Source organism: Streptomyces sp. NPDC005878 (assembly GCF_040629815.1).
Classification (GTDB): Bacteria; Actinomycetota; Actinomycetes; order Streptomycetales; family Streptomycetaceae; genus Streptomyces.
The window spans coordinates 54,858-73,237 of record NZ_JBEXWK010000026.1; the positions used below are offsets into that span (position 1 = coordinate 54,858).

Sequence of the window (18,380 nt, forward strand, 5' to 3'; positions counted from 1 at the left end):
CACTGGTGCCATGACGGATGATGTGATCCCTCATGGCACCAGTGAGCCCCACGACGACGCCTGGCTGCTCCGCTACGAGCTGCGCCTTCCCCACCCGCCGGAAGCGGTCTGGGCGGCCGTGGCCACCCCCGAGGGCCTGCCCGGCTGGCTGTGCGCGGCCGATGTCCTGGAGCCCCGGCTCGGCGGCGCGGTGACGCTGCGCTGGCTGAACGCGGGGCCGGAGGGGATCCACCACGGCCATGTCACGGCCTGGGACACCGACCGGGTCGCCGAGTACACGGTGGACCTGCACGGCCGGATCCGCTTCCACCTGGAGGCCGCGGGCCCCTCGGCCACGGTGCTGCGCTTCACCAACGAGTTCCCCGGCGACGACGCCCTGCGCCTGGACTGCCTGGCGGGCTGGCACAACCACTTCGAGTTCCTGGGCGAGGCGCTGCGGGGGCGCCCGAAGGACTGGTCGACGTGGTCACCGGGGCGGTGGTCGGAGCTCCGCAAGGAGTACGCGGACGCGTAGGCCCGGCCCGCGCCGCCGGAAGGGGGCCCGCTCCCGTCCCTCCGGGTCCTGCTCCGCCCTTCCGGGAGACCTACTCCCGCCCCTCCGGGTCCTCCTTCGGCTTCGGCCGGTTCAGGCCCGCCAGGAATTCCGGGTTGTCGTCCGGGGCCGTCCAGCCGCCCCGGCGGCCGGCCACGCGGCGCGGGCGGCCCGCGAAGAACCAGGCGACCGGTCCGAGCAGCACCTCGCCGAAGAGCAGGATCACGATGACCCACACCACCTTCGGCAGGCCGCGGACCTCCTCCTCCGGGGTGTTCAGGCAGTCGATGAAGGCGTAGATCCACAGCGCCAGGACCAGCAGGAACGGCAGATACCTGAGCATGTTCGGGTGGTCCCCCCAGGGAACGGCGGCGGGGTGTGTGGCAGCCCCGGTGACGGGCCCAGGGTAACCGGTGCCCGATACTTGACCCCATGGCTTATGACGATCTTCGCTCGCTCCTGAGGGCGCTGGAGCGTGAGGGCGACCTCATCCGCATCAAGGCCGAAGTCGACCCGTACCTGGAGGTCGGGGAGATCGTCGACCGCGTCAACAAGGCCGGCGGGCCCGCGCTGCTCTTCGAGAACGTCAAGGGCGCGGCCATGCCGCTGGCCATGAACGTGTACGGCACCGACCGGCGTCTGCTGAAGGCGCTCGGCCTCGCCTCGTACGACGAGATCAGCGAGAAGATCGGCGGGCTGCTCAAGCCCGAGCTGCCGCACGGCTTCGTCGGGGTGCGCGAGGCGTTCGGCAAGCTCGGCTCGATGGTCCACGTCCCGCCGAAGAAGGTGAAGGACGCCCCGGTCCAGGAGGTGGTCCTGACCGGCGACGACGTCGACCTCGACCGGCTTCCGGCGCTGTTCACCTGGCCGGAGGACGGCGGCTCCTTCTTCAACCTGGGCCTCACCCACACCAAGCACCCCGAGACGGGTGTGCGCAACCTCGGGCTCTACCGCCTCCAGCGCCACGACAAGCGCACCATCGGGATGCACTGGCAGATCCACAAGGACAGCCGCAACCACTACGCGGTGGCCGCCCGGCGCGGTGAGCGGCTGCCCGTCGCCATCGCCTTCGGCTGCCCGCCGGCCGTCACGTACGCCTCGACCGCGCCGCTGCCGGGCGACATGGACGAGTACATGCTCGCCGGGTTCATCCAGGGCAAGCGCGTGGAGATGGTCGACTGCAAGACCGTGCCGCTCCAGGTCCCGGCCAACGCCGAGGTCGTCATCGAGGGGTGGCTGGAGCCCGGCGAGATGCTTCCCGAGGGCCCGTTCGGCGACCACACCGGCTTCTACACGCCGCAGGAGCCGTTCCCTGCGCTCACCATCGACTGCGTGACCATGCGCCGGCGCCCGCTGCTCCAGTCCATCGTCGTGGGCCGCCCGCCCACCGAGGACGGGCCGCTGGGCCGCGCCACCGAGCGGTTCTTCCTGCCGCTTTTGAAGGTCATCGTGCCGGACATCGTCGACTACCACCTGCCGGAGTCCGGCGGCTTCCACAACTGCGCGATCGTCTCGATCGAGAAGAAGTACCCCAAGCACGCGCAGAAGGTGATGCACGCGATCTGGGGGGCGCACATGATGTCGCTCACCAAGCTGATCGTGGTCGTGGACGCCGACTGCGATGTGCACAACCTGCACGAGGTGTCCTGGCGGGCGCTGGGCAACACCGACTACGCCCGTGACCTCACCGTCGTCGAGGGGCCGGTCGACCACCTCGACCACGCCTCGTACCAGCAGTTCTGGGGCGGCAAGGCGGGCATCGACGCGACCGCGAAGTGGCCCGAGGAGGGCTACACCCGCGACGGCGGCTGGCCGCACATGGTCGAGTCGGACCCGGAGACAGCCGATCGGGTGACCCGACGGTGGAAGGAGTACGGACTGTGAGCGCCTCCGCCGCCGCCGTCCCTCAGCCCGGCCGGACCAGGGCCTTCCTGCGGCTGGTCATGATCGAGCACTCGGTCTTCGCGCTGCCCTTCGCCTACATCGCCGCCCTGACCGCCATGTTCCGCCTGGACGGGGACATCCACTGGATCAAGCTGCTGCTGGTCACCGTCGCCATGGTGGGGCTGCGCACCTTCGCGATGGCCTGCAACCGGATCATCGACCGCGAGCTCGACGCCCGCAATCCGCGCACGGCCCAGCGGGAACTGGTCACCGGCGCCGTGTCGGTGCGCTCGGCCTGGACCGGCGCGCTGATCGCGCTGGTCGTCTTCCTGGGCGCCGCCGGACTGCTCAACCCGCTCTGCCTGGCCCTCGCGCCCATCGCGGTGATCCCGATGGTGGTCTATCCGTACGGCAAGAGGTTCACCAACTTCCCGCAGGCGATCCTCGGCCTCGCCCAGGCCATGGGGCCGGTGGGCGGCTGGCTCGCGATCACCGGGGAGTGGTCGTGGCACGCGGTGGTCCTGGGTCTCGCGGTCGGCGTCTGGATCGGCGGCTTCGACCTGATCTACGCCTGCCAGGACGTGGAGTCCGACCGCGAGTGCGGCGTGCTGTCGGTGCCCGCCCGGTTCGGCGTGCCGAACGCGATCCGGGGCGCGCGCGCCTGCCACGCCGTCACCACGGCGCTGCTCGTCTGGTACGCGCTGGCCACCGGCGCCGGGGTGTTCTTCTGGACCGGGCTGGTGATCGTGGCCGGGGCGTTCGTCTACGAGCACACGATCGTCAAGCCGCACGACCTGTCCCGACTCAACCGGGCGTTCTTCACCACCAACGGTTTCATCGGGATCTCGCTCTTCGTCTGCGCGCTCCTCGATCTGCTGGTGCGCGGGCTCTCGGTGTGACGGTTCCCGCCCCCGGGTGGCCGGATAGGCTCGGACGCGTGGAGCAGGTGAACGTACACAGTCAGCGAGAGGCGCCGCGGCCGCGCACGCCCTGGGTCGTCGGGGTCTCCGGCGCGTCCGGGACGCCGTACGCGGCGGCCGTGCTGCGCGGGCTGCTCGCGGCGGGGGAGAGCGTGGACCTGGTGGTCTCGCGGGCCTCGCGACTCACCCTGCTCGACGAGACGGGGATCGCCTTCCGTGACGCGCACTGGCGCGAGGACCTCGCGGCATGGCTGGCGCGGGGCGCGGACGGCAAGCCCGGGACCTTCGGCGTGGACGAGGCGTCGCTGGAGCGGGTGCGGCACTGGAGCGCCGGGGACCTCGGTGCGGGGCCGTCGTCCGGCTCGTATCCGGTCCGGGGGATGCTGATCGTGCCGGCCAGTACGGCGTGTGTGGCGGGGGTGGCGCTGGGGCTGTCGAAGGACCTGTTGCAGCGGGCCGCGAGCGTGACGCTCAAGGAGCGGCGCCCGCTGGTGGTCGCGGTGCGCGAGACGCCCCTGAACGGGCAGACCCTCCGGCATCTGGTGACGCTGGACGAGGCGGGAGCCGTGGTGCTGCCCGCCTCACCGGCGTTCTACGCGGGGGCGACGCACATCCAGGACCTGGTGGACTTCGTCGCCGGGCGGGTGCTGGACGCGGCCGGAGTGCCGCACGGCCTGTACCGGCGGTGGGAGGGGGAACTCGGGGGAGGCTCTCGTCCCGGCTAGCGCTGCCGGACGGCGTACTCGCACGTCGTGCTCAATGTTTCGCAGGGTGTCGACCCTGCATGCCTTAGATTTATCCATAAACTCGCGGTATTGCTGAATAATGGAAGGCTTCAGGCATATGGACGCCGTGGACAGGCAGCTCATCCAGGCTCTGCGGGAGAACGGCAGGGCCTCGTACGCCGAACTCGGCCGGCTCGTCGGTCTCTCCGGGCCCAGCGTCACCGACCGCATCAACCGCCTGGAGGCGGCGGGCGTCATCACCGGCTACCGCGCCACCGTCAACGCCGCCTCGCTCGGTCTCGGCGTGACCGCCCTCATCGGCATCTCGCTCTCCGACGCGGCCGACCACGAGGACGTCGCCCGCCGGCTGCGCGACCTGGAGGAGATCGAGGACTGCTGGTTCATCGCCGGCGACGACTCGTACATGCTCAAGATCCGCGCATCCGACGTGGACGGCCTGGAGAAGACCATCCGGCGCCTGGGCTCCACCAAGGGCGTCTCGCGCACCCGTACGACCATCGTGCTCTCCACCAAGTGGGAGAACCGGGTCGGAGAGCTGCCCGAATAGAGGGGGGCGTACCGTGGTGGTGGTTTTGTACGCAAGACATTGGGAGGCCGCCGCATGACCGCATCGATCACGGATGTGGGCTTCAAGCGCGAGCTGGAGGCGAAGGTCCGGGCCGGCGAGCGGCTGTCCCGCGAGGACGGCGTCGCGCTCTACGAGTCGGACGACCTGACCTGGCTCGGCGGCCTCGCGCACGAGGTGCGCACCCGCAAGAACGGTGACGTCGTCCACTTCAACGTCAACCGCCACCTCAACATGACGAACGTGTGCACCGCGTCCTGCGCGTACTGCTCGTTCCAGCGCAAGCCGGGCGAGAAGGACGCGTACACGATGCGCATCGAGGAGGCCGTCCGCCTCGCCAAGGCGATGGAGAGCGAGAACCTCACCGAGCTGCACATCGTCAACGGGCTCCACCCGACGCTGCCCTGGCGCTACTACCCGCGGTCGCTCAAGGCCCTCAAGGAGGCCCTGCCGGACGTCGGCCTCAAGGCGTTCACGGCGACGGAGATCCACCACTTCGAGACGATCTCGGGGCTGACCGCGTCCGAGATCCTCGACGAGCTGATCGAGGCGGGCCTCGAATCGCTCACCGGCGGCGGCGCGGAGATCTTCGACTGGGAGGTCCGGCAGCACATCGTCGACCACGACACCCACTGGGAGGACTGGTCGCGCATCCACCGGCTCGCCCACGAGAAGGGTCTCAAGACCCCGGCGACGATGCTGTACGGGCACATCGAGGAGCCCCGGCACCGGGTCGACCACGTGCTGCGGCTGCGTGAGCTCCAGGACGAGACCGGCGGCTTCCAGGTCTTCATCCCGCTGCGCTACCAGCACGACTTCGTGGACATGCAGGACGGCAAGGTCCGCAACAGGCTCCAGGCGCGCACCACGATGGCGACCGGCGCGGAGGCCCTGAAGACCTTCGCCGTCTCGCGGCTGCTCTTCGACAACGTGCCGCACGTGAAGTGCTTCTGGGTCATGCACGGCGTCCAGACCACCCAGCTCGCGCTCCAGTTCGGCGCGGACGACATGGACGGCTCGGTCGTCGAGTACAAGATCACGCACGACGCGGACAACTACGGCACGCCCAACAAGCTGACCCGTGACGACCTCCTCGACCTGATCCGCGAGGCCGGGTTCCGCCCGGTGGAGCGCAACACCCGCTACGAGATCATCCGCGAGTACGACGGGCCGGACCCGGCGCTGCGCGAGTCGCCCCAGGCGATGCGGATCTGACTCCGTGGCGCTGACGTTCACACTCGACCCACCCCTCACCCGCGAGCTGCGCGAGGGCGTCCTCGCGCTGTGGGTGGACGTGTCACAGGCCGGGGGCGCGGTCGGGTTCGTGCCTCCGGTGGACGTCGAGGACGTCCGGGCCGAGCTGGTGCGCCACCTCGTCGGGATGTCCGAGGGCCGCATACGGCTGCTCGTCGGTCTCGACGAGGACGGGGCCGTCGCCGCGGCCGCGTTCCTGGTGCACAACACGCACCGGCTGATGCGGCACTGGATCTGGGCGTACACCGTCATGGTGCACCCCGCCCACCAGGGCCGCGGCCACGGCCGCGACCTCATGGCGGCGCTGGCCGGCGCCGCCCGCTCGCTGGACGGGATCGAGGCGGTCCGCCTGACCTGCCGGGGCGGTCTGGGCCTGGAGCGCTTCTACACCTCCTGCGGCTACAAGGAGGTTGGCCGGGTGCCGGACGCGATCCGGGTCGCGGACGGGGACGATCGCGACGACATCACCATGCTGCTCCCGCTGAATTGATCGAATACCGGACGTGCTTCACTGGTCGGGCAGGGTCGCCGTACGAGAGAGAAGGTCAGCCGTGAACATCGCCAAGCCGAGCGCCACCGTCCGGTACACCGCGATGCGCGTCGCCGTCTTCGTCGCCTGTCTGGTGTTCGTCGCCCTGCTGGTGCACTTCGAGATCGTGCCCTCGGGTCTCGGCGACGCCAACGCCATCTGGGTCGTGCTGCTGGCGCTGGTCCTCTCCGCGCCGCTCAGCTTCGTGCTGCTGCGCAAGCAGCGCGACGAGATGTCCGCGCAGATCGTCACCAAGGTGGAGTCGGCCAAGGCCCGCCTGGAGGCCAACCGCAGCCAGGAGGACGGCGCGGTCCAGTAGCCGCCCCGCACGTACCCTTGCCCGGGAGCAGGACGGCGGCCCGGGAGGATGCGGACTGATGGGTGCGGATGGGGACGCGGGTTCGGGCAGGGGCCGGCGGATGCCGCGGGCCGTGCGCGAGCGGCAGATGCTGGACGCGGCCGTACGGACCTTCGCGCGGCTCGGGTACCGGGCCGCCTCCATGGACGAGATCGCCGAGCTGGCCGGGGTCTCCAAGCCGCTGGTCTATCTCTACCTCAACTCCAAGGAAGACCTCTTCACCGCCGTGATCCGGCGCGAGGCGCGTGCCCTCGTGGACGCGGTACGCGCCGGCACCGAGCCCGGCCTGCCCCCCGACGCCCAGCTGTGGGCCGGGCTGCGGGCCTTCTTCCGCCACACCGCCGAACACCCGGACGGCTGGGCGGTCCTGCACCGCCAGGCCCGCACCCACGGCGAGCCGTTCGCCGCCGAGGTCGCGGTGATGCGCGAGGAGATCGTGGCGTTCGTGACGGCCCTGATAGGCGCCGCGGCCCGGGAGGCCCACGACACCCCCGACCTGGCCGCCCACGACGTGGCGGCCCTGGCCGAGGCCCTGGTGGGCGCGGCGGAGTCCCTGGCGGGCTGGGCCAACGAGACGGAGGACGCCTCGGCGAAGGAGGCGGCGGCGACGCTGATGAACTTCGCCTGGATGGGGCTGGACAGGCTGATGCGGGGGGAGCGCTGGGGGCCGGGGCGGTGAGGACGCGGGGGCCCCGGTGCGGTGTGCCGACGCGGCAGCGCCCGCCCCCCTTTCTCCGGGGGCGGGCGCTGTCGCGTTTCAGGGGGTGTGGGGGGTCAGAACAGGCCCACCACGTTCTGCACCAGCGCCGCGTCCCCCACGACCGTCGACGTGCCGTGCGTCGTCGGGGTGCCGGGGTAGAAGCGCAGGCCGCCGGGGGCCGCCTTGAAGACCGCCCAGAAGTCGGGGGTCTCCTGGCCCGCCGTGGGCTCGAACTTCAGGTACGTGCCAGTGTCCACGACCGTGCCCTGCGCGTTGCCCGCGCCCGCGAAGAACGGGATGTTCGTCGACTGCCAGGAGTTCGGGCCGTAGACCGTGCGGGCGCCGACGCCGTACGTGGAGTTGCCCGAGGTGTCCGTGGCGCGGGTGCCCGGGTACAGGTACAGCTTGCCGTAGTCGGCGTGGGCCGGGTCCGTGGTGATGTGGCGGCCGAGCAGGTCGGGGATGCCGTCGCCGTTGACGTCACCGGGCGAGGTGAAGTCGAAGCGGTCCCAGGAGGTGAAGCCGAACTGCTTGGCGGGGAGCAGCTTGTACGAGCCGGGCTCGGCCGCGAGCGGGCCCTCGGCGGTGCCGGAGTACAGCCACATCCCCTCGCCCTCCTGGACGATGAGGTCGGAGCCGGGCATGCCGTCGGCGTCGCGCGGGGTGAGGATCTGGCCGGTGCCCGCCCAGGTGCCGGGAACCACCCAGTCCTGGGTGGCGGTGGTACGGCAGTTCAGGATCTGCACCGGGGTGCTCTTGACGACCGCGCCGGCCGCCGTGTCCAGGCAGCGTCCCGAGCCCTGGTTGAGCAGGGAGCCGTCACCGCGGTCGAGCCACTGCTGGGCCGGGCTGCCGTCGCAGTCGGCGAGCTGGACCGCGGAGGCGAGGTCGGTGCCCGCGACCGCCGCGCACTTGCCGAGCACCTTCAGGGCTCCCCCGGTGAGCTGGAAGTCCTGGGCGGCGGTGGCGTTGCAGGTGTAGATCTGGAGCGGGGTGCCGTTGGTGCTGCTCGCGGACTTCACGTCCAGGCAGAGGCCGCCGGGACCGGTCAGCGGGCCGTTGTCCTTGCCGGTGGGCCGCAGCAGCTCCTTGCGTTGGGTGGTGAGCGGCATCCCGTTGCCGTCGCCCGGGTACAGGTAGAGCTTGTTGCCGACCTTGACGAAGAAGTCCTCGTACCCGTCCATGGTCTGGCCGTCGGTGGCGGCGATGAAGTCGCCGCGGTGGGCCACGCGCACACCGTTCCAGCCGCCCGAGGCGAGGGTGCGCGGCGCCTTCAGGGTGCCGTCGCCCTGGCCGCTCAGCAGCCGCAGGGTGCCGTCGGAGGCGGTGGCCAGCAGGTCGACCTGTCCGTCGCCGTCGAGGTCGCCCGGCAGGTCTCCGTGGACCCGCCCGGCCGCGTCGTGCACGAACGCGGGCCGGTCGGTGGCGATCAGGGTGGTGTCGGTGGGCGCCGAACCGCCGCCGTAGGCGGAGGAGTTGCCCGCCTTGTCGTACGCCTGGACGTGCAGCCGGTTGTTGGGCCACAGGCTGGGCTTCACGGTCACCGTGGCGGTGCCGTCGGCGGCCGCCTTCACATACGTACCGCTCGGGCACCGCAGGCCGGAGACCGACAGGGGCTGGTTGAGCGAGTAGCAGAAGCCGTCCACGCCGCCCTGGTCGGTGGAGGCGAACCTGAGCCTACGGTCGGTGCGCGCGGGCACCTCCGCCACGTCCAGCGCGTGCCCGTCGGTGGCGGCCACGGTGGGCTGGGCGGGCGCGTCCTTGTCCACGCCGAGCCCGCAGGCCGTGGTCCACGCCGAGGTGTCCAGGCCGTCACGGGACTGGACGGTCCAGGTGTAGCGCTTGCCGGTGGCGAGCAGGGAGGCGTCGATCCGGGCCTGGGCGGTGCCGCCCGCGGTCACGGTCGAGGTGGGCGAGGCGATGACCGCGCCGGTGTCGTAGTCCTTGAGCTGGAAGGCGCCGGTGATCTGGCCGCCCTCCGGGTCGGAGATTTTCGCGGTGAGGGTGAGGCCGTCGTTGCCGACGACGGGGAAGGCGGCCGGGTCGGTGGAGCAGGCGATCGGCAGCAGGCCGTCGGCGCCGGGCGCCCAGGAGCCCTGGAAGGCGCCCGAGGAGTCCACCTTGGGCGGCGAGTTGTAGGTGATCTCCAGGCTGGGGTCGTTCTGGAACTTCTTCCAGCTCTGCTCGTTGCCCTCGAAGTCGGCGCGCGAGCGCAGGCCGAGGGTCATGTCGGTGGCGCCGCTGTCCGCGACGGCCTGCACCGCGGTCTTGATCGCGGCGGCGTCGAAGTCCTCGCCGGCCGCGGCGCACTGGGTCGAGGACCAGCCGTGCGCGAACGTCTTCTCCTGGAGGGTCTGCTTCCAGGCGGGCTGGTTGTTCCAGGTGGTCGCGGTGGAGATGGGGCCGGTCAGGCCCAGCTCGACCGGGGTCTTGGTGCAGGACCAGGAGTAGCTGTTGAAGACGTTGAAGGTGGCCGAGATGATCTTCGATCCGGCCAGGCCCTTGGTGTTCAGCTGGAAGTACGAGCGGGCGGTGCCGTTCGTCGACGTCTCGTGGCCCAGGCGCGCGATCTTGTCGCTGAAGGTGCCGCCGTTCCAGTACGCGGTGTTGGCGATCGTGGAGTTGCCCGCCTGCTTGTACGCCATCGCCCAGTTGTTGCGGCCGCCGCCGGAGAAGACGGGGTCGATGACGACCGGGAAGACCGTCTTCGGGTCCTTCAGCATCGCCGCGTCCGGAGTGATCCGCAGGTGGTCCCCGTCGACCTCGGTGCCCATCGGGACGAGCGCGGGGGGCCCGGTCTCGGCGGCCGGGCGCGCGCCGCGGGCCAGCCGGGCGGCCGCCTGCTTCGGCAGGTGCGAGGAGTCCCACATGGTGGGCGCGGGGGCGGTGAAGAGCCGGGCGCCGGAGCGGGTGTCGGTGGCCGTCAGATTGCCCCGGGCGTCGGCCTTCAGGCGCGCGCCCGCCAGGCGCAGGGCGAGCGAGAGCTCGGTCAGGCGCGGATTGGCGGCGGCCTCGCGGTCCTTGACGACCAGGTGCTGGGCGAAGCCGTCGACGTCGGCGCGCAGGGTGAGGTCGACGCCGGGCAGCACCTCGGGGTAGAGGGCCGTGTCGCCCTCGACGCGGGGCTGCGGCAGCGCGTCCGGCCAGGAGACCGAGAGGGCCCTGCCGTCCTTGGTCATCGTGGCGAGCGGGCCGGTGCCGCCGCCGGAGAAGGAGATGCCGAAGGTGGCGGCGGCCGGGGCGTACCGGCCGTCGGCGCCCTGCTTCAGCGTGGCGTCGGCCGCGCGCCAGGCGCCGCCGACCCGGGCGAAGGCGGGGCGGACGTACTGGCGCATGGTGAGCGACCCGTCCGGGTTGGCCAGCACCTGTGACATCTCGTCGCGGCGGTCCAGGATCTCGATTTGGCGGCCGGTCCGCTTCGCCTGGGCGCGGGCCTCGGCCTCGGCGGCGGACACCCGATTGCCGGAATTACCGGCTCCGGAAGTGGAGCTTCCGGAGCCAGTAATTCCGGAAGTGTTGATTTCGGCCGCGGAATCATTGATTCCATGTGCACTTGTCCGGCTCTGCGTACCGCTGCCGGTGATCTCGTCCGCAAATGCCGCGTGTGCCGCGGCCAGTTGAGCAAGGCCCCCCGCGCCGAGCGCGGCTGCCATCAGCGCGGCCGGCAGCCGTCTGCCGCGGCGCATGTGATGTCCCCTCACCAAACCCCACCCTCGTATCAGTTAATGCTGCTTGCAGAGCGGGAGCGTAACGCCGGAATAACGTCCGAACTGGCCTGTTCGCACCCTTGGCAGGGCCTTTGCGTGCGTATGTTTCGGGGATCGTTCTCCTCTCGTTACCTCCCCCCTCAACTGCGGTGTTCAGCGTACGAATTGTTCTTCCGCCCAGAAATTCCATGGTGTTAAGTTCCCCGAGGCGCCCCCGACTTGGGGCGCCTTTTGAGCTGAATACGGAGAGTTGGAGACTTCCAGTGAGTCGTTCACGGGCGGGGACTTTGAGATACGACGAGGACTCGGGAGGAGCCAGACGCCGACGCGCCACGGCGGCGCTCGGCGCGCTCACGGCGAGCGCGGTGCTGGTCACGCTGCTGCCGAGCGTCGCGGCGGCGGCGGGAAAGGTCGACTTCTCCCTGCGTTCGGTGCAGAAAACGGCCTCCGTTACCGGCTCCGAGCTGGGCAAGGGCGGTTCGGCCGCCACGAGCGAGACCGCGAAGCGGCCCTGGCGGGCGCCGAAGGTGACCTGGCCCGCGGCCGGGGACAGCGAGGTCGACCTGAGCCGGGTCGCACCCGATGCGTTGGCAAAGAGCGCGGCGGGCCGCAGCGTGGCCGGATCGCGTCACGCGGCCGCACCGGGCAGCCCGGTCGGGATCGCGCCGCTCGCGCCGAAGGCGGCCAAGGGCGCCGCCTCCGCCGCGGGTCCGGCCGCGGCCGGGGCGCCCGCCAAGGTGCGGGTACGGATGGGGGACCGCAGGGCGGCCGACCGTCTGGGCCTGGACGGGGTCGTGCTCGGCGTCGCCCGTGACGACCGCGGGACCACGGCGGGCCGCGCCTCCGTACAGCTCGACTACACCGCCTTCCGGGGGGCCTACGGGGCGGACTGGGCGACCCGGCTGCGGCTCGTGCGGCTGCCCGCGTGTGCGCTGACGACGCCCGAGAAGGCGGAGTGCCGGGGGGTGACGCCGCTGGCTTCGCACAACGACGCGATGACGGGCAAGCTGACGGCCGAGATCGATGTGGCGCCGGACGCCGCTGTGGCTGGTGCGGGTGGAGCGGCTGCACGCCGTGGGTCCGCTGTGCCCACCCCTTCCGCCCTTGCGGAACGTATGCCCACAGCGGGGGCCGCCTTCACCGTCCTGGCCGCCACCGCCACCCCCGACGGGGCCAACGGCGACTTCAAGGCGACCTCGCTCGCCCCGTCCGGGAGTTGGAGCGCGGGCGGCAACGAGGGCGGCTTCTCCTGGGAGTACCCGCTCCAGGTGCCGCCCGTGCCCGGGGACCTGAGCCCCAAGCTCGCCCTCGGCTACTCCTCCTCCGGCATCGACGGCCGCACCGCCTCCAGCAACAACCAGCCCTCCGCGCTCGGCGAGGGCTGGCGGATGGAGATGGGCTTCATCGAGCGGCAGTACATGGCCTGCAAGGACGACAACGGCACGGGCACCAACGCCCCGGCCAAGTCCGGTGACCTGTGCTGGCGCTCGGACAACGCCATGATGTCCCTGAACGGCTCCTCGACCGCGCTGGTCAGGACGGGCACCGGGGACGTGTGGCGGCCGGCCGAGGACGACGGCTCGCGCATCCAGCGGATCAAGGGCACCGCCACCGACACCAACAACGGTGACGACGACAACGAGTACTGGAAGGTGACCACGCTCGACGGCACCCAGTACTGGTTCGGCAAGAACCGCCTCCCCGGCTGGGCCTCCGGCAAGACCGAGACCGGCTCCGCCTTCACCGTCCCGGTCTACGGCAACCACACCAACGAGCCGGGCCACGCCACCGCCTTCACGGACTCGGTCCGCGACCAGGGCTGGCGCTGGAACCTCGACTACGTGGTCGACCCGCACGGCAACGCGATGGCGCTCTTCTACACCCAGGAGAAGAACGCCTACGCCAAGAACTCCGGCGGCTCCACGACCACCAAGCCCAAGGCGGACGCGTCCTACACGCGCGGCGGTTACCTGGACCACATCGAGTACGGCCACCGCGCCGGATCGGTGTACACGGCCCAGCCCTCGGCCAAGGTGAACTTCGCCATGGGCGACCGCTGCCTGGGCACCGCCACCGACTGCGCCTTCGACAAGGCGCACGCCTCCAACTGGCCGGACACCCCGGTCGACGAGGTCTGTGCGTTCGGCGCGGACTGCCTCAACGGCTCGCCGTCGTTCTGGTCGAAGAAGCGGCTGACCTCGGTCACCACCCAGGTGCTCAAGGGCACCACCTACGCCGACATCGACACCTGGGCGTTCGGGCAGAGCTTCCCCGGCACCGGTGACACCGGCGGCAACGGGCTGTGGCTCGACTCGATCACCCACACCGGCAAGGCGGGCGGCACCCCCCTGTCCAAGCCGGCGGTGACCTTCGGCGGCACCCTGATGCCCAACCGCGTGGACGCCTCCGAGGGCCGTCCGCCGCTGAACAAGTACCGCATCACGCGCATCAGCTCGGAGTACGGCGGCGACACCCTCGTCTCGTACTCGCCGACCGAGTGCGCCTACGCGAGCCCGCCGGACGAGGCGACCAACACCAAGCGCTGCTACCCGAACTGGTGGACGCCCGAGGGCGGCAGTACGCCGGTGAAGGACTGGTTCCACAAGTACGTGGTGACCAAGGTGACCGAGGACGACAAGGTCGCGGGCACCGACTCGGAGGTGACCGAGTACGAGTACCTGGGCGGGATCGCCTGGGCCAAGGACACCAGCGAGTTCACCCTCGACAAGCACCGCACGTACAGCGACTACCGCGGCTACGGCAAGGTGCGCACCCGGACCGGCACGACCAACAAGACGCTGTCGGAGGCGACGTACCTGCGGGGCATCGAGGGCGCCCAGGTGGCCGACTCCTTCGGCACCCTGTACACCGACGCCGAGCAGTACAGCGGCCAGGAGCTGGAGAGCGTCGGCTACGACAAGGACGGCGGCAGAATCGTCGAGTCGTCGGTGGAGAAGCCGTGGTCGAAGCTGACCGCGACCCAGACCCGTCCGGGCACCACCGACCTGCACGCCTACCAGACGGACACCGAGACCACCACCGGCCGGTCCCTGATGGACGACGGGACCTGGCAGACCACGCGTTCGACGGACACCTTCGACGCCTACGGCCAGACCCTGACCTCCTCGGACGAGGGCGACATCGCTGTCAGCGGTGACGAGCAGTGCACCCGCACCACCTACGTCACCCCCGACACCACCAACTATCTGATCTCCTACATCGCCTCCGAGCAGAAGAGCTCCACCGGCTGTGGCACGGCCCCCTCGGCGGCCACGGTCACCGGCGAGACCCGCACCACGTACGACACCAGCGCGTACGGCGCCGCCCCCGTCGCGGGCAAGGCGATGGCGTCCAGGATCGAGGAGCTGGACCACTACAGCGCCGGTCTGCCGGTGTACGTCACCACCTCCACCGCGCTCTACGACGCGTACGGCCGGATGACGCAGACCACCGACGCGGCCGGGGCCAAGACCCTGACCGCGTACACCCCGGCCACCGGTGCCCAGCCCACCCAGGTGGTGACCACCGACAACAAGGGGTACACCACCAGCGTCGAACTCGACGGGCTGCGCGGCCTCACGCTGAAGGCGACCGACGCCAACGGCCGGGTCACCAGCCAGGAGTACGACGCGCTCGGGCAGCTCTCCGCCGCCTGGAAGCCGGGACGGACCAAGCCCGCCTCGGCCGACGTCACCTTCTCCTACCAGGTGCGGGGCGAGAGCGGCCCGAGCACGGTCACCTCCAACACGCTGCTGGAGAGCGGCAAGTACCGCAAGGCGGTGACGCTCTACGACGGTCTGCTGCGCAAGCGCCAGACCCAGACCGACGCGTACGGCGGCACGGGCCGGCTGATCACGGACAGTTTCTACGACAGCCAGGGCCGCACCTACAAGGACAACGCCGAGTACTACAACGACCAACCGGTCGCGACGGCCGTCTTCGCGGTGCCCGACAGCCAGGTCCCGGCGCAGACCGTGACCGAGTTCGACGGCATGGGCCGCGCCACCGCCGCCATCGCGCTCACCAAGGGCACCGAGCGGTGGCGCACCACCACCACCTACGGCGGCAACTGGACGGCGACCCTCCCGCCGAGCGGCGCGGCCGCCACGCTGGTGGTCAGCAACGCCCACGACAAGCCGGTCGAGCTGCGCCAGTACAAGGACCGCAACCCGGTCATCGGCGCGAGCGCCGACAAGTACGAGGCGCTGAAGTACACGTACGACACCGCCGACCGGCTCACGAAGCTGGTCGACGCGGCGGGCAACACCTGGTCGGCCACCTTCGACCTGCGCGGCCGCCAGGTCACCTCCTCCGACCCGGACAAGGGCGCCGTCTCCACGACGTTCACGCCCGACGGCAAGACGGAGACGACGAAGGACGCCCGGGGCGCCGTTCTCGCGTACACCTACGACGAGCTCGGCCGTCCCACCAGCCTGCGCAAGGACAGCGTCACCGGCCCCAAGCTCGCCGAGTGGACGTACGACACGCTGGCCGGCGGCAAGAAGATGCTCAGCTCCTCGACCCGCTGGGACAACGGCAACGCCTACACCACGGCCGTCAAGGGCTATGACGCCTCGGGCCGGGCCACCGGTTCGGTGATCACGGTTCCGGCCGCCGAGGGCAAGCTCCAGGGCACCTACGAGTTCGGCTCGACCTACACGCCGACCACGGGCCTGGCCAACACCACCACCTTCCCGGCCGGCGGCGGGCTCCCCGCGGAGACCGTCCGCCAGGGGTACACCGACTACGGTCTGCCGACCACGGTCGGCAACGGCACGGACGTGTACTCGCTGGGCACCCAGTACGCGCCCTCCGGGGAGCTCCTGCAGACCGTGCTCGGCGCGGTCGGCGGACGCACGGTCCAGACGTACACCTACGAGGAGGACACGCACCGGCTCAGCAGCGTGGTCAACGACCGCGAGTCGCAGGCCCCGCAGACCATCGACAGCAAGGTCTACAGCTACGACCCGGCCGGCAACATCACCCGTATCCGCGACGACCGCGACGACAAGTCCGTCACCGACACGCAGTGCTTCACGTACGACTTCGCGGCGCGGCTCTCGCACGCGTGGACCGGCACCGACGACTGCGCGCTGAAGCCCTCGACGGACGTGCGCCCGAAGGTGGGCGGCGTCGACCCGTACTGGTACTCGTACACCTACGACACGGTCGGCAACCGGGCCGCCGAGGTCCAGCACGACGTCACCGGCGACACCGCCAAGGACGTCCGGCGCGGCTACTCCTACCCGCAGCCGGGCGAGACCCGTCCGCACGGCATGGACAAGGTCGACATCACCGGGCCCGGGGCGCGCACCGACGCGTTCGAGTACGACGCCTCCGGCAACACCACCCGCCGGGTGACCTCGGCCGGTGACCAGCAGCTGATCTGGGACGCCGAGGGCAACCTCGCCTCCTCCACGATCGACGGCCGGACCTCCACGTTCCTCTACGACGCGGACGGCTCCCGCCTGCTGCGCCGGGAACCGGGCTCGGTGACCCTGTACCTGGGCGCCGAGGAGCTGACGCTGAACAAGGCCGACAACACAGTCAGCGGCGTCCGCTACTACTCGGCGGGCAACACCACCGTGGCACGCGGTTCGGACGGCTCGGTCACCTACCTGCTCAGCGACGCCCAGGGCACCGACGAGGTGGCGGTCGACTCGGTGACCCTGTCGGTCACCCGGCGCGCCTCCGGCCCGTTCGGCACCCCGCGCGGCACCCAGCCGCAGAAGGGCTGGCCGGGCGACCACGGCTTCGTGGGCGGCGTCACCGACAAATCCACGGGCCTCACGCACATGGGCGCCCGTGAGTACGACGCGGCCAACGGCCGGTTCGCCTCGGTGGACCCGGTCATGGACCTCACCGACCCGCAGCAGATCAACGGGTACGCCTACGCCAACAACTCGCCGGTCACCGACAGCGACCCGAGCGGCGAGTTCCACATCGGCCACATCATCAAGAAGATCAAGCACGCGGTGAAGCGGGTCATCCACCGGATCAAGAAGGTCATCCGCCGCATCGTGCACAAGGTCGCGCACCGGGCCAAGGCGTCCGCCTACGCACGGGTCCTGCGGGCGATGTGGTCGCACGGCGAGAAGGGCACCCAGTTCGGCCACTTCAACGTCGGCAAGGGTCCCGACCGGGGCATCATCATGATGCGGTTCTTCATCCACACCAAGGACGCGATGAAGATCCCGGGCCTGGGCTACCAGCTGCTCGGCGACAACCGCGAGTACACGACCGACCCGGACGCGGCCTACCGCATGGTCCTGTTCTGGGACACGGCCACGGGTGACGTGACCTTCAAGATCTCGCCGTCCCACACCAAGCCGTCGACCAAGCACGTCTCGTCGTACCTGCTCGGCCAGGCGGGACAGAGCGGCCCCGGCTACGACATCGAGTCCCCGTCGAGGATGATCCCGGCGTTCCCCATGTCGTTCAACGACTATCCCTCGGGGAGCGTGACCGGCCGGAACATCGTGAACTACAACTTCCTCGGCAAGTACCACTCGAACTCGTCCAAGCTCGACCTCGGCATAGCGGGGGTGAACAGTCTGATGTCGCTGTTCTCCGTCGACACGCATGTGACGATCGCCGCCAACAAGGGCTCGGTGACCGTGACCAGGAAGGGAGACCATTACCCGGACATGGAGGTCGTCCAGTACCGTCGGGCGCAGAAGCCGCTGGTCGTGGCCCACGACCGGATGGACAACGTGTCCGGTCTGGACTCGATGCCCTGGTACGGCAACAAGGACATGCGGTACTGGAACTCCGCCCAATGCCTGAAGGATCCGCCGAAGTGACCCACGCACCCTGGTTCCCGCGCTGCGCGGCGAGGTACGTACCGGTCTGCGCGATCGGCTGGTTCCTGGCCATGGCGCTGACCCCGCGCGGCACGCTCTCCTTCCCGGAGCAGCTGGCCGACGGCATCGGTCTGATGCTGTTCGTCGCGGCGGTCTCGCTGTTCCTGCTGCTCCTCCTGGGCCTGCTCAAGAGGTACGGAACGCCGGGCGGCTTCCGCACGGCGGCCGTGTTCCTGCTGCTCATGCCGGTGCTGCCACTGGCACTGGGCGGCGGGGGAGCGCTGTTCGGGATCATGCTCCTCACCCAGGTGGTCTTCGCGACGGCACTGATGCCGAAGCCGGAGCTGCTGGCGGTGTGAGGCAGTACGTGTGAGGCAGTACG

At 70.5% G+C, this 18,380-nt stretch carries 13 protein-coding genes; 11 read left to right on the forward strand and 2 right to left on the reverse strand.

All coding sequences use genetic code 11. The features are described from left to right. The first annotated feature begins 10 nt into the window (after positions 1 to 10). Entirely contained in the window at positions 11 to 514 is a 504-nt protein-coding gene (locus ABZ404_RS29710) for an SRPBCC domain-containing protein (protein WP_358832716.1), read from the forward strand. A gap of 70 nt (positions 515 to 584) precedes the next feature. Here ABZ404_RS29710 and ABZ404_RS29715 read toward each other — a convergent pair whose 3' ends face one another. After that, positions 585 to 875, reverse strand: a complete 291-nt coding sequence (locus ABZ404_RS29715) for a PLD nuclease N-terminal domain-containing protein (protein ID WP_358832715.1) — start codon at positions 873 to 875, stop codon at positions 585 to 587. 89 nt (positions 876 to 964) lie between these two features. On the opposite strand from ABZ404_RS29715, the gene ABZ404_RS29720 reads away from it, so the two are divergent. The 8 genes from ABZ404_RS29720 (at position 965) to ABZ404_RS29755 (ending at position 7,467) form a co-directional block, all read left to right on the forward strand. After that, entirely contained in the window at positions 965 to 2,416 is a 1,452-nt protein-coding gene (locus ABZ404_RS29720; protein WP_358832714.1) for a menaquinone biosynthesis decarboxylase, read from the forward strand. After that, a complete protein-coding gene (gene mqnP / locus ABZ404_RS29725) occupies positions 2,413 to 3,315 on the forward strand; it encodes a menaquinone biosynthesis prenyltransferase MqnP (protein WP_358832713.1) in 903 nt (300 codons plus the stop codon). The genes ABZ404_RS29720 and mqnP overlap by 4 nt, the downstream gene beginning before the upstream one ends. Before the next feature lie 38 nt (positions 3,316 to 3,353). Next, the gene (locus tag ABZ404_RS29730; protein ID WP_358832712.1) at positions 3,354 to 4,061 is read left to right on the forward strand and encodes a UbiX family flavin prenyltransferase; all 708 of its coding nucleotides are present in this window, start codon (positions 3,354 to 3,356) and stop codon (positions 4,059 to 4,061) included. A gap of 118 nt (positions 4,062 to 4,179) precedes the next feature. Further along, positions 4,180 to 4,629, forward strand: a complete 450-nt coding sequence (locus ABZ404_RS29735) for an Lrp/AsnC family transcriptional regulator (RefSeq protein WP_067160265.1) — start codon at positions 4,180 to 4,182, stop codon at positions 4,627 to 4,629. A 54-nt stretch (positions 4,630 to 4,683) separates the two neighbouring features. Then, positions 4,684 to 5,862 carry an aminofutalosine synthase MqnE gene (gene mqnE, locus ABZ404_RS29740; protein ID WP_358832711.1) on the forward strand — a complete coding sequence of 393 codons (1,179 nt, stop codon included), beginning with the start codon at positions 4,684 to 4,686 and terminating at the stop codon, positions 5,860 to 5,862. A gap of 4 nt (positions 5,863 to 5,866) precedes the next feature. Next, positions 5,867 to 6,391: a GNAT family N-acetyltransferase gene (locus ABZ404_RS29745; RefSeq protein ID WP_358832710.1), complete on the forward strand. Its 525-nt coding sequence runs from the start codon at positions 5,867 to 5,869 to the stop codon at positions 6,389 to 6,391. A 61-nt stretch (positions 6,392 to 6,452) separates the two neighbouring features. Further along, positions 6,453 to 6,749, forward strand: a complete 297-nt coding sequence (locus ABZ404_RS29750) for a DUF4229 domain-containing protein (protein WP_358832709.1) — start codon at positions 6,453 to 6,455, stop codon at positions 6,747 to 6,749. A gap of 58 nt (positions 6,750 to 6,807) precedes the next feature. Then, positions 6,808 to 7,467 carry a TetR/AcrR family transcriptional regulator gene (locus tag ABZ404_RS29755; RefSeq protein WP_358832708.1) on the forward strand — a complete coding sequence of 220 codons (660 nt, stop codon included), beginning with the start codon at positions 6,808 to 6,810 and terminating at the stop codon, positions 7,465 to 7,467. Positions 7,468 to 7,562: 95 nt separating this feature from the next. On the opposite strand, the gene ABZ404_RS29760 is transcribed toward ABZ404_RS29755, so the two are convergent. Next, a complete protein-coding gene (locus ABZ404_RS29760) occupies positions 7,563 to 10,943 on the reverse strand; it encodes a ricin-type beta-trefoil lectin domain protein (protein WP_358832707.1) in 3,381 nt (1,126 codons plus the stop codon). A gap of 539 nt (positions 10,944 to 11,482) precedes the next feature. Here ABZ404_RS29760 and ABZ404_RS29765 point away from each other — a divergent pair. Together ABZ404_RS29765 and ABZ404_RS29770 are read left to right on the forward strand one after the other, a co-directional pair. Further along, positions 11,483 to 17,998 (forward strand): RHS repeat-associated core domain-containing protein, encoded by a 6,516-nt coding sequence (locus tag ABZ404_RS29765; RefSeq protein WP_358832706.1) that lies wholly within the window; start codon positions 11,483 to 11,485, stop codon positions 17,996 to 17,998. Continuing rightward, positions 17,995 to 18,357 carry a hypothetical protein gene (locus tag ABZ404_RS29770; protein WP_358832705.1) on the forward strand — a complete coding sequence of 121 codons (363 nt, stop codon included), beginning with the start codon at positions 17,995 to 17,997 and terminating at the stop codon, positions 18,355 to 18,357. Before ABZ404_RS29765 ends, ABZ404_RS29770 begins: the two co-directional genes overlap by 4 nt. Positions 18,358 to 18,380 lie beyond the last annotated feature (23 nt).

Bases quoted from the DNA above. Each gene is read 5' to 3' on its own strand.
- ABZ404_RS29735 (WP_067160265.1), top strand. From the start codon at position 4,180: ATGGACGCCGTGGACAGGCAGCTCATCCAGGCTCTGCGGGAGAACGGC.
- ABZ404_RS29755 (WP_358832708.1), top strand. From the start codon at position 6,808: ATGGGTGCGGATGGGGACGCGGGTTCGGGCAGGGGCCGGCGGATGCCG.
- mqnE (WP_358832711.1), top strand. From the start codon at position 4,684: ATGACCGCATCGATCACGGATGTGGGCTTCAAGCGCGAGCTGGAGGCG.
- ABZ404_RS29720 (WP_358832714.1), top strand. From the start codon at position 965: ATGGCTTATGACGATCTTCGCTCGCTCCTGAGGGCGCTGGAGCGTGAG.
- ABZ404_RS29715 (WP_358832715.1), bottom strand. From the start codon at position 875: ATGCTCAGGTATCTGCCGTTCCTGCTGGTCCTGGCGCTGTGGATCTAC.
- ABZ404_RS29710 (WP_358832716.1), top strand. From the start codon at position 11: ATGACGGATGATGTGATCCCTCATGGCACCAGTGAGCCCCACGACGAC.